We start from the raw sequence: 24,909 nt of genomic DNA, 5'->3' as shown, positions 1-24,909 counted from the left end.
TATCAGGTTGAACAAATCACAAACTGAAGAGCGTTCAACTTTCTTAAATTCAACAGGATGTAAGTATGTTTTTTAATCGCTCATTACAAAGCCAAATTGACGACATGAAACGTCAACTATTTAGGCAACAACAAGTTAAAAAAAGCTTAGATGAAGAGATGTTGGTATTAGCAATGGACCATTCAGGGTGTATTACTAATCAAAATGCCAATTTCGAGCTTGAATTAGGTTACAACGATGCACAATTATTAAAGCAGTCTTTACTTGATTGTGTACCTGATGGGGCTAAGGGCACGGATCACTATAAAGGTTTAAAAAATGCGATTGAAAATCAAGAACACTGGGTTGGAGCGTTACAGATTTTAAACGCAAAAGGTGAACAGGCGTGGTTAAGAAGTATTTTACAACCCATTTTTGATGAACAAAGCGTTTTAATAGAGTTTACACTGCATTCGACAGTACTTACTCGCACAATAGAAACCTCACGTGAACATCAAGATTTAATTAAGGCATTACATAAAGCCATGGCGGTGATTGAATTTGACACTAATGGCATTGTATTAACAGCAAACGAAAACTTTTTGGCGGGAATGGGTTATTCACTCAATGAAATAGTCGGTCAGCATCATCGCATTTTTTGTGAGCCTGAAGAGGCAAGCTCGGCTGAATACGAAGCTTTTTGGGCTAAACTAAAAAGAGGTACCTACGTTGCCGAGCGTTTTAAACGTATAAACCGTCACGGTCAAACGGTCTGGTTAGAGGCGTCTTATAATCCTATTTTCAATGAACAAAACGAGTTATATAAGGTAGTTAAATTTGCTACTGTGATCACCGAGCAAGTAGAACGAGAGCTGGCAATTGCACAAGCATCGGATATTGCGTATAGCACTTCAACCGAAACCGATAATCTAGCAGATCAAGGTGCTGCTGTAATTGAGCAAACGGTTAAAGTGATGAATGAACTGGCGGTACAAATGGCACAAGCGGGTGATGAAATTTCAGCCCTTGATAAGCAATCACAGCTAATAGCAAGTATTGTGCAAAGTATCAGTAGTATCGCAGATCAAACCAACTTACTGGCTCTAAACGCAGCCATTGAAGCTGCAAGAGCGGGTGAGCAAGGGCGTGGTTTTGCTGTTGTTGCAGATGAAGTGCGCCAGCTAGCATCGAGAACAAGTAAAGCCACTGAAGAAATTGTTGAAGTTGTACAGCAAAACCAAACATTAACGCAATCGAGTGTAAAAGCAATTGAGCAAGGTAAAAGTAAAGCACAGGAAGGGCTCGAGCTGTCTAATGAGTCTGGAAGTGTAATGACGGATATTAAAAAAGGCGCACAACAAGTAGTTGATGCTGTAAGTCAGTTTGCGAGCCAGTTAAAATAGAAGTCAACGTTTTATGATCTTGATCAACATCTGTCGTTTTACTTAATCCTATACTGCCGCGCTTTATAACTTATTCATGCAACTGGCCTGTAACCAGTTCTATGTATGGAGCGCGAATGTCGTCAATTTTTACCCCCGAACTTTTATCTCCTGCTGGCAGCTTAAAAAATATGCGTTACGCATTTGCTTATGGTGCTGATGCCGTATACGCGGGTCAACCTCGCTATAGCTTACGAGTGCGCAATAATGAATTTGATCTTGAAACGTTAAAAATAGGCATTGATGAAGCCCATGCCTTGAATAAAAAGTTTTATGTGGTTTCAAATATTGCCCCCCACAACGCCAAAGTGAAATCTTATTTACGTGATATAGAGCCTGTTATTGCCATGAAGCCCGATGCATTGATCATGTCTGATCCGGGTTTAATCATGCTAGTGCGTGAAAAGTGGCCAGATATGCCAATTCACCTTTCAGTGCAAGCCAATGCGGTTAATTACGCGAGCGTACTGTTTTGGGCCAAGCAGGGCATTGAGCGGGTGATTTTATCGCGCGAGTTATCGCTTGAAGAAATCGCTGAAATTCGCCAGTTATGCCCAGAAACAGAGCTCGAAGTGTTTGTACATGGCGCATTATGTATGGCGTATTCAGGTCGCTGTTTGCTGTCAGGTTATATAAATAAGCGCGATCCAAACCAAGGCACATGCACCAATGCTTGCCGCTGGAGCTACGACGTAAAACCGGGCACTGAAAACGAAACGGGTGAAATGGTGCATAAAATAGATCCTAAAACAGTGATACCCACTTTAGGAGAGGGAGCGCCAAGTAATGACGTTTTCATGCTCGAAGAGCAAGGTCGCCCTGGCGAATATATGCCTGCGTTTGAAGACGAACACGGCACTTATATCATGAATTCAAAAGACTTACGTGCAGTGCAGTACGTAGAGCAGCTGACAAAAATGGGCGTACATAGCCTTAAAATAGAAGGCCGCACTAAGTCATTTTATTATGTAGCACGTACCGCACAAGTTTACCGTAAAGCGATTGATGATGCCGTAGCTGGGCGTCCATTTGATGCTAACTTATTTAAAACCCTCGAGAGCCTAGCGCATCGCGGTTACACCGAAGGCTTTTTAAAACGCCACGCCCATCAAGATTATCAAAACTATGAATACGGCCATTCTGTATCAGATAAACAGCAATTTGTGGGTGAAGTACTTGGCCGAGATCAGCATGGATTAGTACAGATTGATGTAAAAAATAAGTTTTGTGTGGGCCATTCACTAGAGCTGATAACTCCGCTTGGTAATTTTAACTTTACACTGCAAGCGATACAGAATAAAAAAGGTGAGGCTATTACTGATGCAAAAGGCTCTGGCCACGTTGTAAAAATCCCAATGCCTGAAAGTATTGATTTAGAACACGCCATTTTAATGCGTAATCTTGATGAAAACCAAGATACCCGCAATCCGTTTAAAAAAGCCGTGGTAGGTGTTTGAACCGTGGCTTTACTGATAAACAGCAAATGCATTAACTGCGACATGTGCGACCCCGAGTGCCCAAATGAAGCCATTTATATGGGCGCTAAAATCTACCAAATCGACCCAGAGAAATGCACCGAATGTGTAGGCCACTACGACAAGCCCACTTGCGTAAGTGTATGCCCGATAGATTGCATAAAGCCCGATCCTAATTATCGTGAAAGTTTAGATGAACTGGCAGAGAAATATGTGAGGTTAACGAGGTAAAATCGCATACTTCTTGATTCCTGCCAGCAATCCAACCGACATAACCTTTGCCCCATAATCCTAATTTGTATATTATCCTTTGTAACAAGAACAATGGATTAGCCATTTAGTTATTAGCTAATAAGGCTGGCAAAGGAATCGTATGTCATTACCCAATTACCAATCTTTTATGACTCCTCTTTTAGCATGTTTAGCCAATGGCAAAACGGTTAAATTACGTGATATAGACGCTGATGTTTACCGGAAGCTAGGGCTTAGTGCCGAACAATTAAAGCTTCGCATTCCGAGCGGCAAGCAAACCTATGCCTATCATCGTTTAGGCTGGGCTAAAACTTATTTAGTGCAAGCGGGTTTGATCGAACAACCGAAAAGAGCTTTTTGTAAAATAACGCAAAAAGGCTTAGCTGCAATTGAATCTGGCGAGCCAATCAATAATCAATACTTAAGCAAGTTTGCAGCTTTTATTGATTTTAAAACACGTTCTAAAGACGAAAGTGAACCTGCACAAGACAATGCCACTAGCATAGTCAGTAACAATTCAGATAAAACTCCTGAAGAACTTATAGAAGCTGCAGTTGATACTCTCAATACCAATTTAACTGACGAAATACTAAAAGCGATATTAGCAGCATCCCCCGTATTTTTTGAAAACCTAGTAGTCGACTTAATGCTTGCCATGGGTTACGGCGGTTCGCGCAAAGATGCAGGGCAAGCAACGCAATACACCCAAGATGGTGGCATTGATGGTGTAATAAAAGAAGATAAACTCGGCCTCGAAATGATATATTTACAGGCTAAGCGCTACACCAATAAAACAGTGGGTAGACCAGATATACAAGCTTTTGCAGGTGCGCTTGATATGCATCGTGCTAAGAAGGGCGTGTTTATTACTACCAGCGGTTTTAGTAAAGATGCCCTCAAATACGTAGACATGATAGAAAAACGTATAGTGCTGGTGGATGGCGCACAACTAACCGAACTCATGCTTACCCATGACTTAGGCGTAAGCACCAAACACGTATTTGAAGTAAAAGCGCTCGATAGCGATTACTTTATGGAAGATTAACGTACGCGAATAAGCGCTTAGCGCAGTGCGGTTCATTTTGCAGGATAGAGATAGAGGGCATTACGTTATCGCTACTAAATAAATTAGAGAACACATAGCAATGGTTCAACAACACCGGCAAGAATATAATATAGTTTTAATGCTTTTAAAGATTTACAAACGTTACAACTAAAAACCGGCATCATTGACGCAGAGTTTACGCAAAAGGTAGAGCAATTATTACTATCGCTATCAAATCAAGGCACTCAGCAAAACTAAGGTATTCATCGCTTTTCTAATTATCCGAGTGAATTACTGGATTTTTATATTGATCAAAATGACATTGAAAAAGCACGTTCATGGGCTGCAAAGCATGAGGTTAAATCGAGCTAATTAATAACGTTAGCAGAGCTAATAATGGCGCAGCACCCACAAGAGTCGATAGACTTGTATCATAAGTCACTGAGCGACATGATTGAAAAAACCAATAATGACGCCTACCGTGAAGCAACTAATTTATTAATTAAAATAGAAAAAAGCTTAAAAGATAGTAACGCTGACTGCACGTTATTATATGACATGATTGCTGTTCTTATGAAGGATTTTAAACAAAAACGCAATATGATGAAGTTATTGCGGGAGTACTTTCCGGAGTGTTTTTAAGAAATAAACCGTGATGAAGTATTATACAAAGAGCTATTTGAGCATGCACAAAATGTAAAAGTGATTAGAGAGATGTAAAGAGACGAAAATTAAGTAAGGTTATGAAAAGTAATAACTAATTGCTGAAATGCGCATTTTACTGTATGTATAAGATATATTAATAAATAGAGATGTGTAAATGCATCGTTGTTCATTCTTTAAGCTAGCTTTTGTTTGTTGTTCAATTTATAAAATATTAAAAGGTAAGTAAATGGAATTTGAAGAGTTTTTTACTATTCATATGGATGAAAAAAGTAAGAGTTTTCTATTGTTAAAGAGTAATCAACAACAAAAATTATTTGTTGATTCTTTTAACTTGATTCGTGAATATTTCCCCCAATGTGACTGTTATACGATTAATAACGCAAAAGATAATAATCAACGAGCCTTTAGATTCGGTGTTAAGGGTTCTAGTGAAAATAGAGGCACACCACTAATTACACTAAGATTTACCCGAAATGGATTGAGGATATCTTTAAAGAAAGACAGTGTACCGGAAGATAATCGAGTCTTATTTATAGAAGATGCACTTGATTTCCAGCCTCTTTTAAATGATGTAAAAAATAAATTTACAGTTGAAATGGAAGGTAATAAAAATAGTCCAATAGTATATTTACAAGATGAAGAGGATTCAGAAATGGTTACGATAGATGACATGGATAAATGTGCTAACAAAATAATACCTTCCCCCTTAAATCAAATTCTTTATGGCCCACCAGGTACAGGTAAAACTTACTATACAATCGAAGCCGCAGTAAAAGCTGCTGAGCCTGAAAAATACAAAGCGCTAGAAATTAAACCTTCATTAGGTGCATCAAAAGAACAAAGAAAAGAACTTACAAAGCTTTACAAGTCACTTACAGATAATGACCGTATTCGTTTTGTAACTTTTCACCAAAGCTATGGTTACGAAGAGTTTATTGAGGGGCTTTGTGCTAAAACTGAAAATGGGCAGTTAAGTTATTATGAAAAAGACGGCATATTTAAAGAAATATGTAAGGATGCTACTAAACGAGTTGAATTAGATACAGGTAGTTTAATCAATACAAAGGGGAAAGTTTGGAAAATTTCAATAGAAAGTACCAGTTCAAACCCAGCAAAAACGTATTGTTATGAAAATAATATCGCAGTTGTAGGGTGGAGTGATACTGGTGATTTAAAGAATAGCGAGCACAATAATTATTTTAATGGGCTTGGTAAAAATGATCAAAGCTCATTAGCCTCTTTTTCTCAAGAAACCAATATTGGAGATTTAATTCTTTGCATAAATAGTAAATCTTCAGTTGAAGCGATTGGCGTTATAACAGGGGCTTACTTTTTCAATGAAAAAGGAGTACCAACAAGACCTGATTTTTGCCATCAAATTCCTGTGAGATGGTTAGCTAAAGATATTTCGGTTGATTTAAAAAGCTTAAATGATAGTACAAACTTTCATGTCCCGACCTTTTGGTTACTATCAAGATTCAATGTAAATAATACATTATCATATTTACTTGAAAAGGGTATCAACGTTGAGACTGTTCATAGAGTTAAGCAAGCAGATAACTACGTTTTAATCATCGATGAAATAAATCGAGGGAATATTTCAAAGATATTTGGTGAGTTGATCACACTAATAGAGCTATCAAAGCGTTTAGGAAATGATGAAGCACTTGAAGTGACCTTGCCATACACTGGTGATAAGTTTTCAGTCCCTGATAACCTTTATATTATTGGCACCATGAACACCGCCGATCGATCATTAGCGATGATGGATACTGCATTGCGACGCCGTTTTGACTTTATAGAAATGATGCCACAGCCTGAGATCTTTAAAGACAAAGAGGTTAAGGGTATTAAACTTGAAGTGCTACTTGAAACAATTAATAAACGTATAGAAGTACTATACGACCGAGAACATACATTAGGGCATGCTTTTTTAATTCCTGTGTTAGACGCTTTGAATACTGACGATAATACTGAAGAAAAAGCCTTTAGTGAGCTTAAAAATACCTTTAAAAATAAAATCATCCCGTTACTAGAAGAGTACTTTTTTGAAGACTGGAACAAAATTAGCTTAGTTTTAGGTGATAATCGTAAAAAGACAGATAAGCTTGCCTTTGTTAAAACGAATACAGAGACTTATAAGGAAATCTTTGGTTCTAATCATGGCCTAGAGACATATGAAGATAAAAAAACTACTTACACTCTAGCTGATTTTAACGATCAAAATTCAGCATGGAATAACCCGAAAGCCTATCAAACTATTTATGACGAAAAAGTACTTAATAGCCTCGTAGATACCAGTAATACCGAAGAAAACGAAGATACAGCTACGAGTGTTCAGTAATGCCGGAAGTAAAAAAGCAAACTACTGTTTTTGAGTTTGGGTATTTGGGCTTTTGTGAAAAAGCTCAAATGCCTGATCGGGTAGAGTTTATTCCACAAAGCGCATACGACTATTTAAAAGGTTTATGTTTATGTGATGAATCAGAAAGTCGATTTTTACGTTTAAAGCAAATCGATAACTGCGAAGTCTTACAAGTTAAAAACTATGCAGGTGTGATTTTTACTCCCGATGGAACCCAAATAGAAGTATTGCCTAAAGTAGCTAAAAATAGTGATGATAGTACCTCGCGCGCGTCATTACTAATGATGCTTAAATCACTCAAGCAGTTTAGGCACTTACAAACCAATAACGCCAATTTAGCTGAAAATAAAATACCTCTGCTAGAGGTTTTTATTAGCCAGTTTTTAGCCTCTGTAAATACCTTAATAAAACGCGGACTTAAAAGCGACTATGTACTAAAAGAAGATAACGTTGCCTTTTTAAAAGGTAAGCTTTTAGTAGGTAAGCAAGTTAAGTATAACTTTATTAATAAGCATAAGTTTTATGTAGAGTATGAAGAGTATTTACAAGATAGGCCGGTTAACCGTTTAATACATACTGCACTTGTAAAGGTTAAAGGCTACAGCCGCAGTGCTAATAACCAAAAACTACTGCAAGAGTTGTTATTTGCTTTTGCAGATATACCATTAAGTAATAATGTTAAAAATGACTTTGCTAGCGTTAAGCTAGATAGAGGGATGAAGTATTACGAAGTTCCACTGGCGTGGGCAAGGCTAATTATAGATGGGTTTTCTCCGTTAACATTGCAAGGTAAGAGTAATGCATTTTCATTGTTGTTTCCTATGGAAGCGGTATTTGAAAGCTTCGTTGCTCAGCATTTGAAACAGCATATTATAGGTTCCGGGGAAGTATCTGCTCAGGTAAGCACTGAGTCGTTGGTTGATTATGCTAATACGCCATATTTTTTATTAAAGCCCGATTTATACATCTCACGCGAAGGTGCTATTGATAAAGATAATGACATTGTACTTGATACAAAATGGAAATTAATAAACGAGCAAAACTCTAAACGAAAAGATAAGTTTGGTTTATCTCAATCTGATTTTTATCAAATGCTTGGTTATGGTCATAGTTACTTAAATGGCAAAGGGAGTTTGGTACTTATTTATCCTAAAACAGACGCGTTTAAAAAACCGTTTGAGCATAGCTTTAATTACAAAGGTGGAAAATTAAAGCTGTGGGTTGTTCCTTTTGATATCGAAGCTGAGTGTGAAAAAAGAATAGATTTGAGTTGTGTGCAAATAGATGCAATTTAGTATGTAAGGTGAGGGGATATGCAATCAGTATAAGAAAAATTAACAAGCTAACAATTAAGTGTTAGCTTTTTATAAGCCAAGTATTTTCTAGGTTCTTTGAGTCCATCAGCTCATTTATTTGTATTATTTTTAAATAAGCACGTTGGTTTTTATTATGTTTTTTGCTGATACCAAGCTTGGAATTTTCGAATGTGACCGGTGTGACACTGATATAGTGAAAACTATCTAACCTTATGAGTATTTTATTAAGCTTTTCGTTGCTAATACTTGTATTTAGTGATTTTCCTAATAGTTTATATAGTGGAACGTCATTTACTTCTACTAAAGACTCAGTACTTCCCTCAGCTATCCAAAAGCCCTCATCGTCACCAAAGTTATCAAGGTTTATTATGTTGGAGCTACAGATATAAACCATCTCATAAGACCAATGAGCTTGAAAAAATTCATTGAGTGCCAATAAAATTTTCGCCTCTAATGGTTGTAGATGAGGATTGGAGATAACATTTTTTGTAAAGCAGTCTTGGTCATCTCTTAACTTATGAAAAGCAAAGGTGCCACTTTCAGGGTCATTCTTATCTAGTTCATGATTGTTTATAGTATGCATCTGTAGAAGAGGCCTATGGATATACATTTCTCCGTTTTTATGTCTGGCATAGTACTTTTCGGATTCGATATCTTGATGCTTATTCTTTAGAATTATCGGGTTTTTTGCCGATCCTAAATTTACATTTTTCATAAAAGTCCAAAAAAACTTTATAGCTCTGTTTATGCCTCTGCAGGGCCTAAAAAACAAGGGGTTAATAAAAAAACAAACCGAAAGAAAACAAAAAAATAAAAAGCTAACATTATCAATGTGCTATGCGTTTTTTTTGAGACAGGGTTGTGGGTACGTTACTTTTTTCTACTTAGTAATATAGCTACATCAGTTAATAACAACTAGGTAAATAACATGAACACAACCCCTCAATTAAAACGTATTGTGGCACACTTTACCACTGAATTATTGGAAGAATTCGACGTAGAAGAGCTTTGGCAAGATAAGCTATTTAAAAAGGCTTTATGTAACATTTCTGGCTTTAGCTATACAAATTTACAGGGCTTAGATGTTGATGATTTGATCTCGCGATTAGATCATTTAGCAATCAGCACAATGCCTAAAACGTTGCAAAAAAATGTGTATATATTTTGTAAAGCGTTTGATCTACCAAAAATGGTTACTCCTTTAGTTATTTTTTCGTGTTGCATGACGCTCAGTAAACCATTACGCGAACTTGTTGAATACTTACGCGACGATTACGCGAGCGTTATTTTAGAAAAAATAGCTTCTGTGATTGGTATTGATGAAGCACTAATCAACAAGCAAATTAGTTTAATTATTGAATCTGGTATGTATTCAATGGATATGGAGATATTTGCTGGGGAAGATGAGTTTTTAATACTACCAAACGCAATTGCTAAAAGCCTTCTCGAGGATAAGTTAAATAGTGAAAGTGATATTTTATCTAACTTGGTCACTTCTTGTGAGGCTTCTGAACTTAGCGCTGCTGATTTATCTCACCTAGATTTAAATACATTACTAAAAGCTACGCAAAATGCGACTAAGACCGGTGGGCAAGCATTGAGTATTTTATTTTATGGTGTGCCAGGTTCAGGTAAAACTTCATTGGCGAAATATATAGCGCAATCCTGTGGTTCGCAGTTGCTAAAGGTGCAAGCTAAAGGTAGTAATTTAATAAACCCAACAAACGAGCTCGATAGCCGAAGCGCAAGCTCTGAGCTGCGTTTAGAGCACTTTAATGTGGTGAGTAAGTTGGTTGGCAAGCGTAAAAAAACAATGCTGTTACTGGATGAGTGTGAAAACATTTTTGAGCGTGATTTATTCTCTAAAAGCTTCTCAAAAGAATTACTACATACTTACATTGAAAATCACCCTGTAGTGAGTATTTGGATCACCAATCATTTAGAGGATTTACCACAAAGCGTTATTAGGCGATTTAATATTGTTTACGAAATTCCTGAACTAAATAAAACGACTAAAGAAAAAATGATCGGTAAATATGTTAAAGGCTTAAGTGTTGGTAACAGTTTTATTAGCAAATTAGCAGCTCAACAAAACTTACTGCCAGCTCATATTGCTAAAGCAGTACATGTAGCTAGGTTATGCGGATTTAAAGCACAAACCGCCCGTGAATGCATAGAAGAGAATATTCAAGATACCTTAACTGCATGCGGCTTTTCAGCACATGAATTAACTTATCAAGCAGCGCAAAAGTTTAACCCTAAAATGGTGAATATAGAGTCTGAATATGTATCACTCGAACAGGTAGAAGAGGCTGTAATCGAGTATTCGAGTTCACGAACTCTGCTAACAGGCCCGCCAGGCACAGGTAAAACAGCTTTTGTAAATTATTTATGCGAAAAAGCTGATTTTAAACTTATTTCAGTTAAAGCATCAGACTTATTAAGCAAGTGGGTTGGCGAAAGTGAGCAAAACATTGCTCAATTATTTAAACAAGCTACACAAGAAGGAAGTGCAATATTTATTGATGAGGCAGATAGCTTATTGTGTAGCCGTGAACAAGCGACGGCAAATTGGGAAGTGCAAACAATCAACGAATTACTATGCCATATGGAGCAATTTCAACTCCCACTTTTTGCTGCTACTAATTTTGCTAAACACTTAGATAAAGCGGTAATGAGGCGATTTGATTTTAATTTAAATTTAACCTACCTGACTCCGGTGCAGACTAAACAATTATTTAAAGATACATTAGGCCCTGGAGTATTAAATAAGCAGCTAATGCATGAATTATTCAAACTGCCGAAGTTAACACCAGGTGATTTTGCGATTGTAAAAAGGCAAATGAGGTTTTCAAAAAAACGAATGACTCAAGAGCGAATGTTATCGATTTTACAAGAACAAAATGCTCTAAAAGAAGGCGGAAAGCAGAAGATTGGGTTTGTTTGAGGTGTAACAGTATAAAGTACTTGCTTATTAAAGTTTTGTAGTTATACCGTATATGCTAGGTTACATAGGTTACATAGGTTACATAGGTTACATAGGTTACATAGGTTACATAGGTTACATAGGTTACATAGGTTACATAGGTTACATAGGTTACATAGGTTACATAGGTTACATATGTTACTTAAAGATAAGGCTCAGATCTTCTCTTCCAAGTATATGATTATGATAAATAATAGATTTAAACATGAAATTTTCAAAATTGGTAAAAGAGCAACTCGGTTGTTATGTATATGGGTTAATTGACCCAAGTAATGATAAGATCTTTTATGTCGGAAAAGCGTCTCACAATAACAGAGCTTTTGATCACCTAAAAGAAATAGGTAAAGAGTCTGGTAAAGCAAGGAAAATAGCAGAAATTAGAGCTGTAAATGAAGAGCCCAGAGTTGAAATATTAAGATATGGATTAGATGAACAAACAGCTTTTGAAGTTGAGGCAGCTATCATTGATGCACTGGGTTTAGAGAATCTGACAAATGTGGTCAGAGGGCATGGGGTAGTTAAAGGGCGCTTAACAATTGAAGAGCTTGAAAGGTTACATTCGGTGAAGCCAGTTCTAGTTGATGATATAAAAGAAAAGTGTATTTTATTTTATATAAATCAAACATACTCACCCACATTGTCCGAACCTGAAATTTATGATATGACTCGACAGTTTTGGCATGGCGTATCAGCGGAAACTAGAGAAAAAAATGAGTACAACATGGCATTAGCAGTAGTCGATGGGGTTGTAATCCAAGTTTATAAAATTGAGGCTTGGTTTGAAGCTGGCTCTACTCTTTCTACTAGAGCGAGTAAAGGGAAGCCAAATAGATGGGAGTTTGTAGGCCAAGCTCAGGATGAGCACCATCTTCGCGGACGGTTGTTAGTTGACAGCGATGGTTATCCGATACCGTCAATGCAACAAGGTTATAGTTATTTACCAAGGAAGTAGTTAAATAATTTAATGAATTCACATCGCCATTTATCAATTTTAGAGCTTGTGCCAATAGCGCCAAGCTCTATCTCGACCCAACAGCTGCAGCAAAAACTGATTGAACGTGGCTTTGAGCTTACATGTCGCATGCTGCAACGCGACTTGCAATCACTTTACAACCAAGGTTGTTTTGGGCTTGAAAAAGACACACGTAGTAAACCATATGGTTGGTCTATCAATACGCAGTGGCGAGGTGGTAAAGCACAAATAATGAGCAGTGAAGTAGCGGGGCATTATTTGCTGCTCGAGCAGCTACTACCGCAATCTGTCCCCAGTGATGTTAAGCGCTCAGTGCATACTAAAGCGGAGCAGGCGCTGAAGCGTTTTAATGGTCATGTGCCTGACTGGCTTTCAACTATGCCAAAACCTCCTTTAAAAGTTAATATTGATACTCAGTTGGTTGCGCAAATAGAGCATGCTATTAAACATAAACGTGCAGTGAGTGCTGAGCTATATAGGGTGCTTTATGATGAGGCGCATTGGCTAAAGTTTGCTGAATTAAGCTTTTATAACTTAGTTGAGCAAGGCGGCGTTTTAATGGCGCAGTTTATGGTGGGGGCGCTTCACGATAAATGCTACCAAATGCCGGTTTATCGCATTCGTAATGTACACATTTTGCAAAAGATACGACGTGAGCCAAGTGCTGAGCAGTTAAAATCGTTACGTAGTGCGATTAACAAAGGTAAGTCGCAAGAAACGATTGAGTTAGTTGTGAAAGTGCCTAACCATTCTGCGGTTAATCAAGGTTTTATTGAACTTGGCGAGCTGACTGACAAGCAACATATTGACGATAAAAATGTATTACTCACCTATCAAACTATTGATATCGAGCAATTGACCGATGAGCTATTTAAATGTGCTCATTGGCTTGAAGTGATTAAGCCAGAAAAGCTTCGGCAAAGAATTGTTAGCAAGCTTAAAGCGGCGACTGCAAACTACCTTTAATTTATTTAAAAGCTTAGGTGCGTCAAAAATTGACGCACCGGTTTGTTATGCTCCTTTTAAAAATAAAGGAGTGGTTATGTTTCAATTAATTGAGCAGCAAGATGGTTTATCTATTGGTGTATTTGGCATTGGAGGTTGTGGCTGTAATACGTTAGATAGTATTTATGAGCAGCGCGAGAGTAAACAAGCAAAGTTATTTAGTGTTAATACTGACAAAGTTGTGCTCGAACATACCCAAAGTGATGATGCCGTGCTGATTGGCGCTGAACTGACACATGGTTATGGTGCTGGCGCCGATCCTGAGGTTGGCTTACAAGCGGCGCAAGAAAGCAAAGATCAACTTTTAGCATTAATAAATAACTGCGATATTTTATTGTGCGCAACAGGGCTCGGTGGTGGTACTGGTACCGGCGCCAGTCCTTATATCGCAGAGCTTGCTCGTGAACAAAATAAGCCTGTGATATTTGTTGCAACGCTACCTTTTAGCAGTGAAGGGCAGTTTAGATCAAACGTTGCACAAGCAGGTTTAAATACCCTAAAAGAGCATGCAAATGCGGTGATCACTTTACCCAATGATCAACTTATTGAGGTTTTAGGTAATAATGTTGGGTTGTTTGATGCATTTAAACACTCAAATCAAATACTCCACTCACTAATTAAGTCATTAATCGATATGCTGTGCTTTCAAGGTTTAATAAACGTTGATTTAAACGACTTTGCTAAAATCATGGATTGCCAAGGTGATGCTGTACTGGGCGTTGGTAAATGTGATAGTGAGGACGAATTTACTACTGCACTTGATAGTGCACTTAATAACCCCTTAGTTAATCAGGTAGATATGTCATCCAGCTCGGGTGTTATTGTGCAAGTAAATTGTAAAGAGGAGATTTCACTGGGTAGTTATAACCTCATCACCGACACGGTACGCCAGAAAGTAAGCCCTAATGCGCTGGTGATTTGCGGAGTGTCTAAAATTGAAAATTTAGTCAGCAATTATGAATTATTGATTATAGCGACAGGGGCGAGTGCAAAGATGGTTGTAGAGCAGCACGATAAAGCGGCAGATAGCGAATTAAAAAAGCCCGAAGTGGTGATCACTCAACCTCAAGCCTCAGATATTTTTGATATACCCGCATTTATTCGTAATCAAGCCCCGCCGCCCTCCGGGAAATAACGGTTATTCACTATTTGTACTTAAAGGGTTGTTAGCTGTTGTTTTCAGAGTCTGAATACTTTTTTAAGTGGTATAAATCTATGAACCTATATTTAGATGATGAGAGGGAAACTCCAGCCGGTTGGTTACGAGCCTATTGGCCTAATGAAGTGATTAAACTTTTGAAGACCGGTAAAGTAAAGCAGCTCAGCCTTGATCATGATTTAGGAAATGATACTAAAGGCACTGGCTATGACGTTTTACTTTGGATTGAGCGGGCAGTGTTTATTGATGGCTTTGTACCACCAGCAATAACCGTTCATTCATCTAATAGCTCAGCACGCATAAAAATGGAGCGCGCAATTACACAAATTAACTTACTGGCTAGAAATCAGCAGGGTTCTAATCGCTGCAATAACGAGTCGTAAATATTACAATTAAACAGGATTATTTATGACGATATTATATATCACTGGCGCAGGTTTAAGTGCAGCCAGTGGCATCCCAACTTTCCGGGGGCAAGACGGTTATTGGTCCATTGCAGTAAAAATTATACACCGATGAAGATCCTGACCCTGTGGCGTTCTCAATTGGAAACATCACATATAAAAAAATGACGGCAATCGACTATATACAAAAAATGGGATGACTTCTGTTCGTTGCACAGGGCGATTAATTAGTAAATGATTAAAAGCACCTGTAATGAGGATCATCAAACCATTTGGTGGTATCTGGATGGAGGTTAAATGCCGTTATAATTTGGTTTTTAACCTTGGTTTTAAAAATATGTTTGTCTAAAAACACATGTGTCCGTTGTAGATTCGTATCAAATATAACTCGGCCACGGGGATACTGTTGGTACTCAGTACCTACTAATTTAAGGCCAAATCGTGAGTAAATATGCTGTTTTTCCCATTCATGGATATGTAAAAAAGCACTGTCAATTAAACCGTATTGATCAGCATTATAATGTGTTGCTAACTCAGCTATAAAAACTAGCTTGTTTTGTGCAAACCAAAATATACCAACTTTATTCATATTTCTCCGCGTTTAGCTTGTATGCGCATTGAGTTACATTATACCTTACAGAAGTGTAGCGCATTTAGACTTTAGGAATTCTAAAAAAACTTTCACCTTCTCTAGTGGGTATTTTCTGCCTGCATAGAATGCATATAGCACCAGATCTTCTGGCTCATGGTCGAGTTTAATGTTGATCAATGAACCGTTGTCTATATGTTCTTGGCATGCGTGAATGGGCAAAATTGCATAGCCTAATCCTTTAAGTACAGCGGCTTTGGCCATATTGCCACTGTTTACTTTAAAGTTTGATTTTACGTGCGCTGTTTGTTGCTGTTTAAAGCGCCAGGGCATGCCCTGCAGTACAGATAAACTCGTAATACAGGGGACTTTAGTTAACTCATCTAACGAGCGCGGTACAGGTATATTGTTGATTAATTGTGGTGCGCCAACAATGCAACTGGGCCAGCGCAGCAGCTCTTTCGCGATCCAGCCTGAATCATCTAAAGGTCCGCGGCCAAAGCGTAGTACTATATCAAACCCTTCTAGCAATCCTTCACTAGGGTTTAATTGTGTATCACAACTTAGTTGTATTTGAGGGTGCAAAAAACAAAATTCGACTATTATTTCGGCTAAAAAAGGCAGATCAGGCATGATGATTTTAAGGTGCCCAGCAAGAGACTCGCCTTGCAAAGATAGCTCTTCTAGCGAGTCATCCATCGCTTGTGTCAGTGGGGTAATAGATTGGTAAAGCTGCTTACCCGCTGTGGTTGCCACCATTTTTCGGGTGGTACGTTGTAATAATCTTAAATTAAGCTGCTGCTCTAATAACGCGACATGACGACTGACATTGGATGTAGGTAATTGCAATTGCTCGGCAGCGAGTTTAAAGCTCAGTTGTTCATAAACGCATTGAAAACTGATTAACCATTGCAGTTCGATTTTATCTATCATTCATTAACTCAAAATATGGGATTAATAACGCAATTATTACCAATTTATCTTAAAAAATGACTTTGTGATAATGGTTATTCAGTTAATTTTTGAGGAAAATAATATGAACGGTAAACGAATTGCTATTGTGGGTGCGGGTATTGGTGGTATAGCGCTGGCTATTCTTGCTACACAAAAAGGGTATAAGGTGAGCTTATTTGAACGCGATATTAAAATCTCGACGATTGGTGCGGGGGTCACACTATGGCCTAATGCAATGTTTGTGTTACAGCAAATGGGTGTGCATGAACAGATCCAAGCACTCGGTGGTATGCCTATGAATATGCGTCAGTTCGATCAGTATGGCGCAGTGCAAAATGAATTTGATATTGCGAAGATAAATACTCTGACTGGCTTTTCTAGTGTCAGTATCTTACCTCGTGATCTTATGAGTGTGCTGGATCGCACATTAGCTGATTTAGGGGTAAACATACATTTTAACAGCGCAATAACCGTATCAGAGATTGCTCAACTAAAACAAGATTTTGATTTAGTGGTGGGTGCAGATGGGCGAATGAATTCTGTGGTAAGGCAATTCTTATATGCTGAAAAAGTGGCTCCTCAGTATCAGGGGTTTATTAATATTATTGCGATTAGCCAATTAAAACCGAGCACTTTAGATAATGTGATCCATGATTTTCGTGCAGCTGGCGAGCGCTTTGGTATTGTACCTATTAAAGCTGATCTTTGTTATTGGGCCGCAGGGTGGAGTGCAGATATTGATAAAACACGGCCGCTCTGTGATTGGTATGAGCAAATGCATCAGCGCTTTTCAACTTGGCCAGATGCTGTGCAACAGGTACTTAAATCTTATAATAAAGATTCACTCAAGTTAATTTTTGTACACGATATTGACCGTTTGCCATATTGGCACCAAGACAACGTACTTATTATTGGTGATGCGGCTCATGCTCCTTTACCTACTTCAGGCCAGGGGGCGTGTCAGGCGTTGGAAGATGCTTGGCATCTTGTTCGGGTTTTAGAAAAGCATGATGATTTAGAGCTCGCTTTAACGACGTTTTATCAACAACGTATAGATAAAGCCTCAGCCTCTCAATTAGTTGGCCGGAAAGTCGCGCAGCAAATTTTTACTAGCAAAGCGCATAATAATGAGGCGCCAGCTTTAGGTATTTCTGCTCAGCAGTTGGTAACGTTATGGATGCAGGGGTTAGATAATTAACGGCCTTTGCTGGTTTTGACATTAACCGCTATGGCTATTTCCAGACAAAATTAGTTGATAGATGACTTTGATGTATCAACACCAAAGCGGCTTTTACGCAGGGCTGTGCGAAGTTGCTCTTGCTCAAGCACCGTTTTGGCATTTACTTCATTTAGCGGCAGGTGAGCGTCTCGGGTTAAGTCGCCATCAGCCACCAGCGATAAATAACGCGAACAGCAGACTCGTAAAAATGAGGTGAAGTTGCCTATGTCATGATCAGCATCAAGGGATTCAAGGTAGAGTCTGGTGATCATTTGATTAACGCTCATCTGATCGCGAAACGCGACTTCTGCTAAAATATGCCAAAAGAACTCTTCAAGACGAATGGAGGTAACCACGCCATCAATGCGTAAAGATTTAGTCCGACAAGTCCATAACTGGCTGTCGGCATTGATAAAAAGTTGGCACATAAGCTACCTCCAGAATTTTACTGATTGTTGAGCAAATAACGATTGTTACAACAATGCCACAAATTGTTTCAACATGGCAGGGTGTGCAGGCCAAGCTGGGGCAGTCACTAACTTACCATCGGTAATTGCGCCATCCATAGGTAATTCAACATATTCTGCACCGGCCATTTTTACTTCTGGTTGGCAAGCAGGGTATGCTGATACTCGTTTACCTTCAATTACACCTGCTGCTGTGAGTAGTTGTGGGCCATGGCAGATAGACGCGATAGGTTTATCGGCCTTGGCAAAGTGCTGAATAATTTCAATTACTTTTTCGTTTAAACGTAAATATTCAGGAGCACGGCCGCCTGGTAAGTATAGAGCGTCGTAATTTTTAGCGTCTACTTCGGCAAACGTCGCATTGAGGGCAAAGTTATGTCCGCGTTTTTGTATACCCAAACCACCTCAAGATGCGAGTTTCAGTTGGAATTAAAAGCGATATAGGCAAGGCATTGATTGCAAGTAATAGTGGTTCTATTGTTAAAATCAATAACGCAGTATAAATCGCTTTTAAACCAACCCTCTGGGCGCTTCACAGGAACTTACTCTCATCGTTGTTACTTCTTAAAAGGGAGCGCCATTCCTGCAAAGTAACGCCTTGATATTAAGCCCCTGTGAAACGCTGAATTCTGCATCTTGAGGTGGCTTGGGTATATAGGTTTGATCGCCTTCAAAGTCATGAATTGAAGTTGCGATAGTCTCACCCGCTTTTTTCTCAGGGCAGACAGCATCAACGTCGTGGCCCATTGCTAGTAATGCTTGAAATGGCACCATGTTTTCATAGTCTTCAACAAAATCACCGGTGATCATAAGTACTTTAGCCATATTCGACTCCGTATAAAATGTGTGTTGATAGTCAGTAGTCTTGCATCTAAGTAAGATGTATAACCAGTAAAACATACACACCCTTTAATTGGGTAATATAGGAGTACTACAAAATACGTTAGATCCCCGCAAATGGGTAACGTTTGATTACGACTACTCATAATTAAGGTGGTTTTTAATCCAGTAGGCGATGAAGAGCTTTCTTTTTATTGATTTTGCAGATTAATTAACCTATTATTTTGCCAATTATTTTTGTGAAAGGTATGTATTTTGCGCATTACGCCGCCCTAGGTTTCCTCCCCCTCAAAAATGCCATGTATTAATTTTGGCGATCAATTGCTGTTTTCAGCAGGTGCTTTTTTGCGCCATCAAAAATATTTAAACACGATTCAACTTACCTTAAAGAACATACACATGTATTGCGGTATTGGGTTTGTGGTTTTTTAGATTTTATCAATCTCAATAATGTTTTGACTCCCAGTTAATGGCTCTTTAATTAAAGCCAATATTACTGTGGCCATGACATCTGAAAATTGATAACACATAAACAAGGTTTTCTATGTTCGAAAAATTTAAACTCGAGTGGTTTGCTAACATTCGTGGCGATTTGCTTGCCGGTATTGTGGTTGCATTAGCTTTAATTCCTGAAGCTATCGCGTTTTCTATTATTGCGGGGGTTGACCCTAAAGTGGGTTTGTATGCCTCATTCTGTATTGCTGTGATCATAGCTATTGTTGGTGGTCGTCCTGGGATGATTTCTGCCGCAACCGGTGCGATGGCTTTACTAATGGTGACATTAGTAAAAGACCATGGCCTTGAGTACTTACTGGCTGCGACCTTACTTACCGGTGTTATTCAAATTTTAGCAGGCGTTGTTAAGCTCGGCAGCTTAATGCGTTTTGTTTCTCGCTCTGTTGTTACTGGTTTTGTAAATGCTTTGGCCATTTTGATTTTTATGGCGCAGTTACCTGAGCTTACCAACGTAACTTGGCATGTTTACGCTATGACTGCCGCGGGTTTAGGCATTATTTATTTATTTCCTTACTTACCAGTGATTGGTAAATCAATTCCTTCACCTTTAGTGTGCATTGTGACACTTACCGTATTTGCAATATTTATGGGCATGGATATTCGCACCGTTGGTGATATGGGTGATCTGCCAGATACTCTACCGGTATTTTTATGGCCTGATGTGCCGCTAAATCTAGAAACATTGTTGATTATTTTACCTTACTCAATAGGTCTAGCGGTTGTGGGTTTATTAGAGTCGATGATGACGGCAACCATAGTAGATGATTTAACAGATACATCCAGTGATAAAAACCAAGAGTGTAAAGGCCAAGGTATTGCAAATATTGGCGCGGGTTTAATGGGCGGCATGGCAGGTTGTGCAATGATTGGGCAATCTATTATCAATGTTAAATCAGGTGGGCGTGGGCGGTTGTCGTGTTTTACTGCTGGGGTATTTTTACTACTGATGGTTGTATTTTTAGACCAATGGTTAAAACAAATCCCTATGGCAGCCTTAGTGGCTGTGATGATTATGGTATCAATTGGCACCTTTTCATGGAGTTCAATACGGGATCTGAAGACGAACCCATTGTCGAGTAACCTTGTCATGATAGTGACGGTTGCTGTTGTGGTGGCAACCCATAATTTAGCCATTGGTGTGTTTGTTGGTGTATTAATGTCGGCGTTATTCTTTGCCAATAAAATCGGTCGTTTTATGGTGGTACGCACTCAGCAAAATGGCGAGCAACGTACGTACAACGTTATAGGTCAAGTGTTCTTCGCTTCAAGTGAGCAGTTTATTGCATCGTTTGATTTTAAAGAGGTGGTTGATAAAGTGGTCATTGATTTAACTCATGCCCATTTTTGGGATATCACAGCAGTTACTTCTTTAGATAAAGTGGTGATCAAGTTTAGGCGTGAAGGTGCTGAGGTTGAAATTATCGGTATGAGTGAGGCAACTGCGACTATGGTTGATAAATTTGCAGTTCATAACGATCCAGAGCAAGTTGAAAAACTAATGGCAGGCCATTAAGGAGTCTAAAATGAATAGAATAATTAGCTGTATTGATAACTCAAATTACACAGATTCAGTATGTAATGCAGGTATTTGGGCTGCTAGTAAGTTAGACACCCCTTTAATTTTTTTGCATGCCATTGAAAAAAAACGCGCAGTGCATAGCGAAAACCTCAGTGGTGCGATAGGCTTTGGCGCACGCTCAGCATTGCTTGATCAAATGGCTGAACTTGACGAACAGCACAGTAAACTGGCTTTGCAACTAGGCAAAGAGTTACTTGAGTATGCAAAACAAAGCGCGATTTCTCAAGGTCATGAACAGGTGGAAAGTACGCAGCGCCATGGTAAGGTTACCGATGCAATTTGCGATCTTGAGGCGGATGCCCGTTTAATTGTACTTGGCCGTTGTGGGCAAGGGCATAGTGAATCGTTTAAGGCCTTGGGCTCACATATTGAGCATGTGATTCGTCAAGTTCACACGCCTGTGTTAATTACTAATCAAGCTTTTAAACAGCCACAAAGCTTTTTACTTTGCTACGATGGCCGTGAAACCGCCGATAAAGCAGTGCAACGTATTATTGAAGGTGGGTTATTACAAGGTTTGAAGTGTCATTTAGTAACAGTGAAAAATAACGTCAGCGATCAACAAAGTAAATTTAAAACTGCAAAAGCGTTATTGCAGGGTCAAGGCTTTGATGTAGAAGCGAGTTATTTGACTGGGCCTATATTTGATTCACTCATGACTTATAAAGAAAACCATGCCGTTGATATGGTAGTAATGGGGGCTTTTGCGCATTCTAAACTGAGACAAGTGCTACTGGGGAGTAATACTATGAGAATGATTGAAAGTACGTCGTTACCGTTAATCGTTTTGCGTTAATCTAAAAAGCCTCAGCAGTTTAAAGCTGTTGAGGTTATGTTACTCTTAGTCATTATTCCTAATTTCTTAAACAACTTTTATGAGCCTACTGTTTTCCCTTGCCTTAGCCAGTTTACCTGCTTTGCCTGAACCCGTTGCTAATAATGCGGTTGCTAAAGTTGTTGTTAATGACCAACCCTATTTTTTAAGTTTTATGGGCTTAGGTGCCAATAAAGATCACCACAGTGTGCACAACAAAGTGTGGTCGCTAAAACTTGGTGATAAACAATGGCAAGCAAAATCACCTGTGCCCAGTAGTTTGCAACCAAAAGGTCGTTTGGCTAGCACCGCTATTGGCCTTGGCGAATATACTTATGTATTTGGCGGCTATACGGTAAGTAGTGATCACAGTGAAATATCGAGCCCAGATGTCTATCGTTATGATCTAAAAAATGACCGCTATACTCAACTTGCTAATATGCCAGTGCCTGTGGATGACAGTGTCGCATTGAGCTATCAGCAGCGTTACATCTATTTAGTGAGTGGCTGGCATAATGATGGCAACGTTAATTTAGTGCAAGTATACGACACGAAAACAGATACTTGGCAACAAGCCTCGCCGTTTTTAGGCGAGCCGGTATTTGGCCAAGCAGCAGCCATTAGTGGCAATACCATTGTTATTTGTGATGGCGTTAAAACTCAAGCGAATGCAGATAAACGTCGTTCATTTGCAAGCGTTGCACAGTGCTTAAAAGGCACCATAGATGAGCAAAACCCTCTTAAAATAGATTGGCGTACTTTGGATCACCCAACAGGCAAGGCTCATTATCGCATGGCAGCAACCAGTTATAGCAGTGATATTTATATGCTAGCAGGCTCAAATAACCCCTATAACTATGATGGTATTGGTTATAACGGCAAACCCGCACCCGCCAGTAATCATGTGTGGCGTTTTGATATCGCTAATAATCGTTGGCAAGTAATGACACCGCTTGAAACAGCAAGCATGGATCACCGCGGCTTATTAGAGCATGACGGCATACTTTATCGTATAGGTGGTATGACCAACCAACAGCAAGTGAGTAATCAAATAGTGGGCTATAAGGTTAAAGAGTAATGATGAATACATTATATATTACCGGGGCCGGTGTGAGCGCTGCCAGTGGTATTCCTACTTTTCGTGGTGAAGATGGCTATTGGACTATCGGCAGTCAAAACTATACGCCAATGGAAATGGCTACCCGTGCTATGTATGAAAACAACCCACGAGAATTTTTAGCCTGGTATTACCATCGCTTTGCTACGTATCGTAATCATGGGCCAAATGAAGTGCACCAATGGCTGAGTGACAAAAACTTAATCACCCAAAATATTGATGGGCTCGATGGTAAAGCCGGTAATAAAAATTACATTGCGATACATGGCCGACTTGATCAACTGACATTGTTCCATCATCAGGGCGATGAAGTAACACCACAAACCACTCCTTGGGATAATGTTGATGAAAGCCGTTTGCACGACTCGTTGCTTGAATTGTTTAAAATTGAAAACTATCAGCCGGTACTTAACCAATCGCTAAAGCCCTTTGTACTGCTATTTGATGAATATTACACTGAGCTTTATCGTATTAGTGAAGCGCAACAGAGAATGCTCGCCGCTGATAAAGTCGTGTTTATGGGTACCTCATTTAGCGTCAATATTACTCAAATGGCACTGGATATTGCTCGTAACTACGATATTCCTATTGAAGTGGTTGACCCCGATCCTGCTCACATTATGCACCCTAATGTCAGTTATAGAAAAATGACCGCTTTGGATTATATTCAAAGTGAAGAGTAGTAAGTCTTCCAGCTAGGCAAGGTGGGAGACTTATTTACTTAGTTATTTATAACTTAGTTACTGGGCATTAAGAATACTTCACGGACACTGCAACGTGAGTTAGCACTAATAGCATAAAGCACAGCTTCAGCTACATCTTGTGGGTCAAGTTTATCGGGCTTTGCTTCATCAAAAAAAGGTGTGTTCACCATGCCTGGTGCTATCGTTGTACAACGACCATTCCATTCACTCATTTCTTGCGCAAGATTTTGCCCAAACCCATAAGCAAACCACTTTGTTGCCCCATAAATAGACCCTGCTATCGGGTTACGGCCAGCGGCAGAGCTGGTTAAAATAAAGTGTCCAGTAGTTGTACGCAAATGGGGGAGAGTTAGCTTTGCAGTAAAAAGGAGAGCGTTGATATTAATATCTAGCATTTGACGCCACTCGTCGATGTCACCATTTTCGGTACCAGGCGTTTTAACGCCTATTCCTGCATTAGCAAAGACAACATCGAGACAGCCATAATGCTCTATGCCTTTTTGAACGACATTTTCTAATGCCTCAAAGTCAGTTGCATCAGCAGGAATTGCAATTGCATTTTTATCGCCTAGCTTATCAACAAGGTTAGCTAACTTGTCTTTATTTCTAGCTGTTACAATAACTTTATGTCCGTTCTTTACCAGTGTTTCGGCTGTAGCTTTACCAATACCGCTAGAAGCACCCGTTATAAGTACTACTTTACTTTGCGCCATGTGTATTTCTCCTATGATTGCATATTCAAAATTATGGGTAAGCTGAACACAGTAACAACCTTGCCTTAACCTACATTGAATTTGAAATAGTCAGTAAAATCGTGGCTCATTACCTAAGTACACTTTTTGCTTTGCAGTTAAAAAGCGCAGTTAGTGATGAGTTTAAATAAAAAACAATAGGTTTATAAGCGCGATAGCTATATACTCGCGCGCGCTCAGCGAGTGGTCAAATTTAAGTCAGTTACTTTTATCGGCCATTCGCTAAAGAGTGAAGTTAAACTGGGCTGCTTTAAAGCATCGTGCTCAGTTTTATATTATGTTGTTTTTACA

At 39.0% G+C, this 24,909-nt stretch carries 23 protein-coding genes and 2 pseudogenes; 18 read left to right on the top strand and 7 right to left on the bottom strand.

The annotated features are described in order from the left end of the window. Window positions 1-65: 65 nt before the first annotated feature. The 7 genes from NQT69_RS12155 (at window position 66) to NQT69_RS12125 (ending at window position 8,519) form a co-directional block, all read left to right on the top strand. The gene (locus NQT69_RS12155; protein ID WP_256827929.1) at window positions 66-1,382 is read left to right on the top strand and encodes a methyl-accepting chemotaxis protein; all 1,317 of its coding nucleotides are present in this window, start codon (window positions 66-68) and stop codon (window positions 1,380-1,382) included. A gap of 116 nt (window positions 1,383-1,498) precedes the next feature. After that, window positions 1,499-2,878: a prephenate-dependent tRNA uridine(34) hydroxylase TrhP gene (gene trhP / locus NQT69_RS12150; RefSeq protein WP_256827928.1), complete on the top strand. Its 1,380-nt coding sequence runs from the start codon at window positions 1,499-1,501 to the stop codon at window positions 2,876-2,878. 3 nt (window positions 2,879-2,881) lie between these two features. Continuing rightward, window positions 2,882-3,127, top strand: a complete 246-nt coding sequence (locus NQT69_RS12145) for a YfhL family 4Fe-4S dicluster ferredoxin (protein WP_256827927.1) — start codon at window positions 2,882-2,884, stop codon at window positions 3,125-3,127. A gap of 142 nt (window positions 3,128-3,269) precedes the next feature. Further along, entirely contained in the window at window positions 3,270-4,193 is a 924-nt protein-coding gene (locus tag NQT69_RS12140; protein ID WP_256827926.1) for a restriction endonuclease, read from the top strand. A 396-nt stretch (window positions 4,194-4,589) separates the two neighbouring features. Next, on the top strand, window positions 4,590-4,835 hold the full coding sequence (locus tag NQT69_RS12135) for a hypothetical protein (RefSeq protein ID WP_256827925.1): 246 nt from the start codon (window positions 4,590-4,592) through the stop codon (window positions 4,833-4,835). 250 nt (window positions 4,836-5,085) lie between these two features. After that, window positions 5,086-7,203 carry an AAA family ATPase gene (locus NQT69_RS12130; RefSeq protein WP_256827924.1) on the top strand — a complete coding sequence of 706 codons (2,118 nt, stop codon included), beginning with the start codon at window positions 5,086-5,088 and terminating at the stop codon, window positions 7,201-7,203. Further along, the gene (locus tag NQT69_RS12125) at window positions 7,203-8,519 is read left to right on the top strand and encodes an McrC family protein (protein ID WP_256827923.1); all 1,317 of its coding nucleotides are present in this window, start codon (window positions 7,203-7,205) and stop codon (window positions 8,517-8,519) included. The genes NQT69_RS12130 and NQT69_RS12125 overlap by 1 nt, the downstream gene beginning before the upstream one ends. A 61-nt stretch (window positions 8,520-8,580) precedes the next feature. Here the strand turns inward: NQT69_RS12125 and NQT69_RS12120 are convergent, their stop codons facing one another. Continuing rightward, the gene (locus NQT69_RS12120; RefSeq protein ID WP_256827922.1) at window positions 8,581-9,255 is read right to left on the bottom strand and encodes a hypothetical protein; all 675 of its coding nucleotides are present in this window, start codon (window positions 9,253-9,255) and stop codon (window positions 8,581-8,583) included. 213 nt (window positions 9,256-9,468) lie between these two features. Here NQT69_RS12120 and NQT69_RS12115 point away from each other — a divergent pair, with 213 nt between their 5' ends. From NQT69_RS12115 to NQT69_RS12090, 6 genes and pseudogenes are all read left to right on the top strand, one after another. Continuing rightward, the gene (locus NQT69_RS12115) at window positions 9,469-11,487 is read left to right on the top strand and encodes an AAA family ATPase (RefSeq protein ID WP_256827921.1); all 2,019 of its coding nucleotides are present in this window, start codon (window positions 9,469-9,471) and stop codon (window positions 11,485-11,487) included. Window positions 11,488-11,731: 244 nt separating this feature from the next. Further along, a complete protein-coding gene (locus NQT69_RS12110) occupies window positions 11,732-12,478 on the top strand; it encodes an LEM-3-like GIY-YIG domain-containing protein (protein ID WP_256827920.1) in 747 nt (248 codons plus the stop codon). 12 nt (window positions 12,479-12,490) lie between these two features. After that, window positions 12,491-13,465 carry a WYL domain-containing protein gene (locus tag NQT69_RS12105; RefSeq protein WP_256827919.1) on the top strand — a complete coding sequence of 325 codons (975 nt, stop codon included), beginning with the start codon at window positions 12,491-12,493 and terminating at the stop codon, window positions 13,463-13,465. Between the two features lie 76 nt (window positions 13,466-13,541). After that, window positions 13,542-14,639, top strand: a complete 1,098-nt coding sequence (locus NQT69_RS12100) for a cell division protein FtsZ (RefSeq protein WP_256827918.1) — start codon at window positions 13,542-13,544, stop codon at window positions 14,637-14,639. A gap of 80 nt (window positions 14,640-14,719) precedes the next feature. Then, entirely contained in the window at window positions 14,720-15,046 is a 327-nt protein-coding gene (locus tag NQT69_RS12095) for a cyclic-phosphate processing receiver domain-containing protein (RefSeq protein ID WP_256827917.1), read from the top strand. Between the two features lie 25 nt (window positions 15,047-15,071). Then, a pseudogene (locus tag NQT69_RS12090) lies at window positions 15,072-15,193 on the top strand (Sir2 family NAD-dependent protein deacetylase); the annotation flags it as partial. A gap of 112 nt (window positions 15,194-15,305) precedes the next feature. Here NQT69_RS12090 and NQT69_RS12085 read toward each other — a convergent pair. Both NQT69_RS12085 and NQT69_RS12080 read right to left on the bottom strand, forming a co-directional pair. Continuing rightward, window positions 15,306-15,656 carry a hypothetical protein gene (locus NQT69_RS12085; protein ID WP_256827916.1) on the bottom strand — a complete coding sequence of 117 codons (351 nt, stop codon included), beginning with the start codon at window positions 15,654-15,656 and terminating at the stop codon, window positions 15,306-15,308. Window positions 15,657-15,701: 45 nt separating this feature from the next. Then, window positions 15,702-16,589 (bottom strand): LysR family transcriptional regulator, encoded by an 888-nt coding sequence (locus NQT69_RS12080; RefSeq protein ID WP_256827915.1) that lies wholly within the window; start codon window positions 16,587-16,589, stop codon window positions 15,702-15,704. Between the two features lie 103 nt (window positions 16,590-16,692). Between NQT69_RS12080 and NQT69_RS12075 the strand changes: the two genes are divergently transcribed. Beyond that, complete coding sequence (locus tag NQT69_RS12075) at window positions 16,693-17,808, top strand: FAD-dependent monooxygenase (RefSeq protein ID WP_256827914.1); 1,116 nt, start codon at window positions 16,693-16,695, stop codon at window positions 17,806-17,808. Between the two features lie 50 nt (window positions 17,809-17,858). Here the strand turns inward: NQT69_RS12075 and NQT69_RS12070 are convergent, their stop codons facing one another. The 3 genes and pseudogenes from NQT69_RS12070 to NQT69_RS12060 all read right to left on the bottom strand — a co-directional run bounded on the left by NQT69_RS12070 (window position 17,859) and on the right by NQT69_RS12060 (window position 19,121). Then, window positions 17,859-18,257: a ribbon-helix-helix domain-containing protein gene (locus NQT69_RS12070; RefSeq protein ID WP_256827913.1), complete on the bottom strand. Its 399-nt coding sequence runs from the start codon at window positions 18,255-18,257 to the stop codon at window positions 17,859-17,861. 45 nt (window positions 18,258-18,302) lie between these two features. Next, window positions 18,303-18,686 (bottom strand): annotated as a pseudogene (locus NQT69_RS12065) (DJ-1/PfpI/YhbO family deglycase/protease); the annotation flags it as partial. Window positions 18,687-18,860: 174 nt separating this feature from the next. After that, window positions 18,861-19,121 carry a hypothetical protein gene (locus tag NQT69_RS12060; RefSeq protein WP_372823122.1) on the bottom strand — a complete coding sequence of 87 codons (261 nt, stop codon included), beginning with the start codon at window positions 19,119-19,121 and terminating at the stop codon, window positions 18,861-18,863. Between the two features lie 559 nt (window positions 19,122-19,680). On the opposite strand from NQT69_RS12060, the gene NQT69_RS12055 reads away from it, so the two are divergent. The 4 genes from NQT69_RS12055 (at window position 19,681) to NQT69_RS12040 (ending at window position 23,845) form a co-directional block, all read left to right on the top strand. After that, a complete protein-coding gene (locus tag NQT69_RS12055; RefSeq protein ID WP_256827912.1) occupies window positions 19,681-21,165 on the top strand; it encodes a SulP family inorganic anion transporter in 1,485 nt (494 codons plus the stop codon). 10 nt (window positions 21,166-21,175) lie between these two features. Then, window positions 21,176-22,027, top strand: coding sequence for a universal stress protein (locus NQT69_RS12050; RefSeq protein WP_256827911.1), 852 nt, complete (start codon window positions 21,176-21,178; stop codon window positions 22,025-22,027). 79 nt (window positions 22,028-22,106) lie between these two features. Further along, on the top strand, window positions 22,107-23,123 hold the full coding sequence (locus NQT69_RS12045; RefSeq protein WP_256827910.1) for a Kelch repeat-containing protein: 1,017 nt from the start codon (window positions 22,107-22,109) through the stop codon (window positions 23,121-23,123). Between the two features lie 2 nt (window positions 23,124-23,125). Beyond that, complete coding sequence (locus NQT69_RS12040) at window positions 23,126-23,845, top strand: SIR2 family NAD-dependent protein deacylase (protein WP_256828074.1); 720 nt, start codon at window positions 23,126-23,128, stop codon at window positions 23,843-23,845. A 53-nt stretch (window positions 23,846-23,898) separates the two neighbouring features. Here NQT69_RS12040 and NQT69_RS12035 read toward each other — a convergent pair whose 3' ends face one another. Continuing rightward, window positions 23,899-24,579 carry an SDR family oxidoreductase gene (locus NQT69_RS12035; protein ID WP_256827909.1) on the bottom strand — a complete coding sequence of 227 codons (681 nt, stop codon included), beginning with the start codon at window positions 24,577-24,579 and terminating at the stop codon, window positions 23,899-23,901. Window positions 24,580-24,909: the final 330 nt, after the last annotated feature.

The sequence above is a fragment of the Pseudoalteromonas shioyasakiensis genome, assembly GCF_024518675.1.
GTDB classification, from domain to species: Bacteria; Pseudomonadota; Gammaproteobacteria; order Enterobacterales; family Alteromonadaceae; genus Pseudoalteromonas; species Pseudoalteromonas shioyasakiensis_B.
Note: the sequence above shows the minus strand (reverse complement) of the source record. Positions and strands in the feature narration are given on the sequence as shown.

What these genes read in the sequence shown, in the direction of transcription:
- NQT69_RS12155 (WP_256827929.1), top strand. Translation starts at nt 66, where the DNA reads ATGTTTTTTAATCGCTCATTACAAAGCCAAATTGACGACATGAAACGT.
- trhP (WP_256827928.1), top strand. Translation starts at nt 1,499, where the DNA reads ATGTCGTCAATTTTTACCCCCGAACTTTTATCTCCTGCTGGCAGCTTA.
- NQT69_RS12140 (WP_256827926.1), top strand. Translation starts at nt 3,270, where the DNA reads ATGTCATTACCCAATTACCAATCTTTTATGACTCCTCTTTTAGCATGT.
- NQT69_RS12135 (WP_256827925.1), top strand. Translation starts at nt 4,590, where the DNA reads ATGGCGCAGCACCCACAAGAGTCGATAGACTTGTATCATAAGTCACTG.
- NQT69_RS12130 (WP_256827924.1), top strand. Translation starts at nt 5,086, where the DNA reads ATGGAATTTGAAGAGTTTTTTACTATTCATATGGATGAAAAAAGTAAG.
- NQT69_RS12125 (WP_256827923.1), top strand. Translation starts at nt 7,203, where the DNA reads ATGCCGGAAGTAAAAAAGCAAACTACTGTTTTTGAGTTTGGGTATTTG.
- NQT69_RS12120 (WP_256827922.1), bottom strand. Translation starts at nt 9,255, where the DNA reads ATGAAAAATGTAAATTTAGGATCGGCAAAAAACCCGATAATTCTAAAG.
- NQT69_RS12115 (WP_256827921.1), top strand. Translation starts at nt 9,469, where the DNA reads ATGAACACAACCCCTCAATTAAAACGTATTGTGGCACACTTTACCACT.
- NQT69_RS12110 (WP_256827920.1), top strand. Translation starts at nt 11,732, where the DNA reads ATGAAATTTTCAAAATTGGTAAAAGAGCAACTCGGTTGTTATGTATAT.
- NQT69_RS12105 (WP_256827919.1), top strand. Translation starts at nt 12,491, where the DNA reads ATGAATTCACATCGCCATTTATCAATTTTAGAGCTTGTGCCAATAGCG.
- NQT69_RS12100 (WP_256827918.1), top strand. Translation starts at nt 13,542, where the DNA reads ATGTTTCAATTAATTGAGCAGCAAGATGGTTTATCTATTGGTGTATTT.
- NQT69_RS12095 (WP_256827917.1), top strand. Translation starts at nt 14,720, where the DNA reads ATGAACCTATATTTAGATGATGAGAGGGAAACTCCAGCCGGTTGGTTA.
- NQT69_RS12085 (WP_256827916.1), bottom strand. Translation starts at nt 15,656, where the DNA reads ATGAATAAAGTTGGTATATTTTGGTTTGCACAAAACAAGCTAGTTTTT.
- NQT69_RS12080 (WP_256827915.1), bottom strand. Translation starts at nt 16,589, where the DNA reads ATGATAGATAAAATCGAACTGCAATGGTTAATCAGTTTTCAATGCGTT.
- NQT69_RS12075 (WP_256827914.1), top strand. Translation starts at nt 16,693, where the DNA reads ATGAACGGTAAACGAATTGCTATTGTGGGTGCGGGTATTGGTGGTATA.
- NQT69_RS12070 (WP_256827913.1), bottom strand. Translation starts at nt 18,257, where the DNA reads ATGTGCCAACTTTTTATCAATGCCGACAGCCAGTTATGGACTTGTCGG.
- NQT69_RS12060 (WP_372823122.1), bottom strand. Translation starts at nt 19,121, where the DNA reads ATGGCTAAAGTACTTATGATCACCGGTGATTTTGTTGAAGACTATGAA.
- NQT69_RS12055 (WP_256827912.1), top strand. Translation starts at nt 19,681, where the DNA reads ATGTTCGAAAAATTTAAACTCGAGTGGTTTGCTAACATTCGTGGCGAT.
- NQT69_RS12050 (WP_256827911.1), top strand. Translation starts at nt 21,176, where the DNA reads ATGAATAGAATAATTAGCTGTATTGATAACTCAAATTACACAGATTCA.
- NQT69_RS12045 (WP_256827910.1), top strand. Translation starts at nt 22,107, where the DNA reads ATGAGCCTACTGTTTTCCCTTGCCTTAGCCAGTTTACCTGCTTTGCCT.
- NQT69_RS12040 (WP_256828074.1), top strand. Translation starts at nt 23,126, where the DNA reads ATGAATACATTATATATTACCGGGGCCGGTGTGAGCGCTGCCAGTGGT.
- NQT69_RS12035 (WP_256827909.1), bottom strand. Translation starts at nt 24,579, where the DNA reads ATGGCGCAAAGTAAAGTAGTACTTATAACGGGTGCTTCTAGCGGTATT.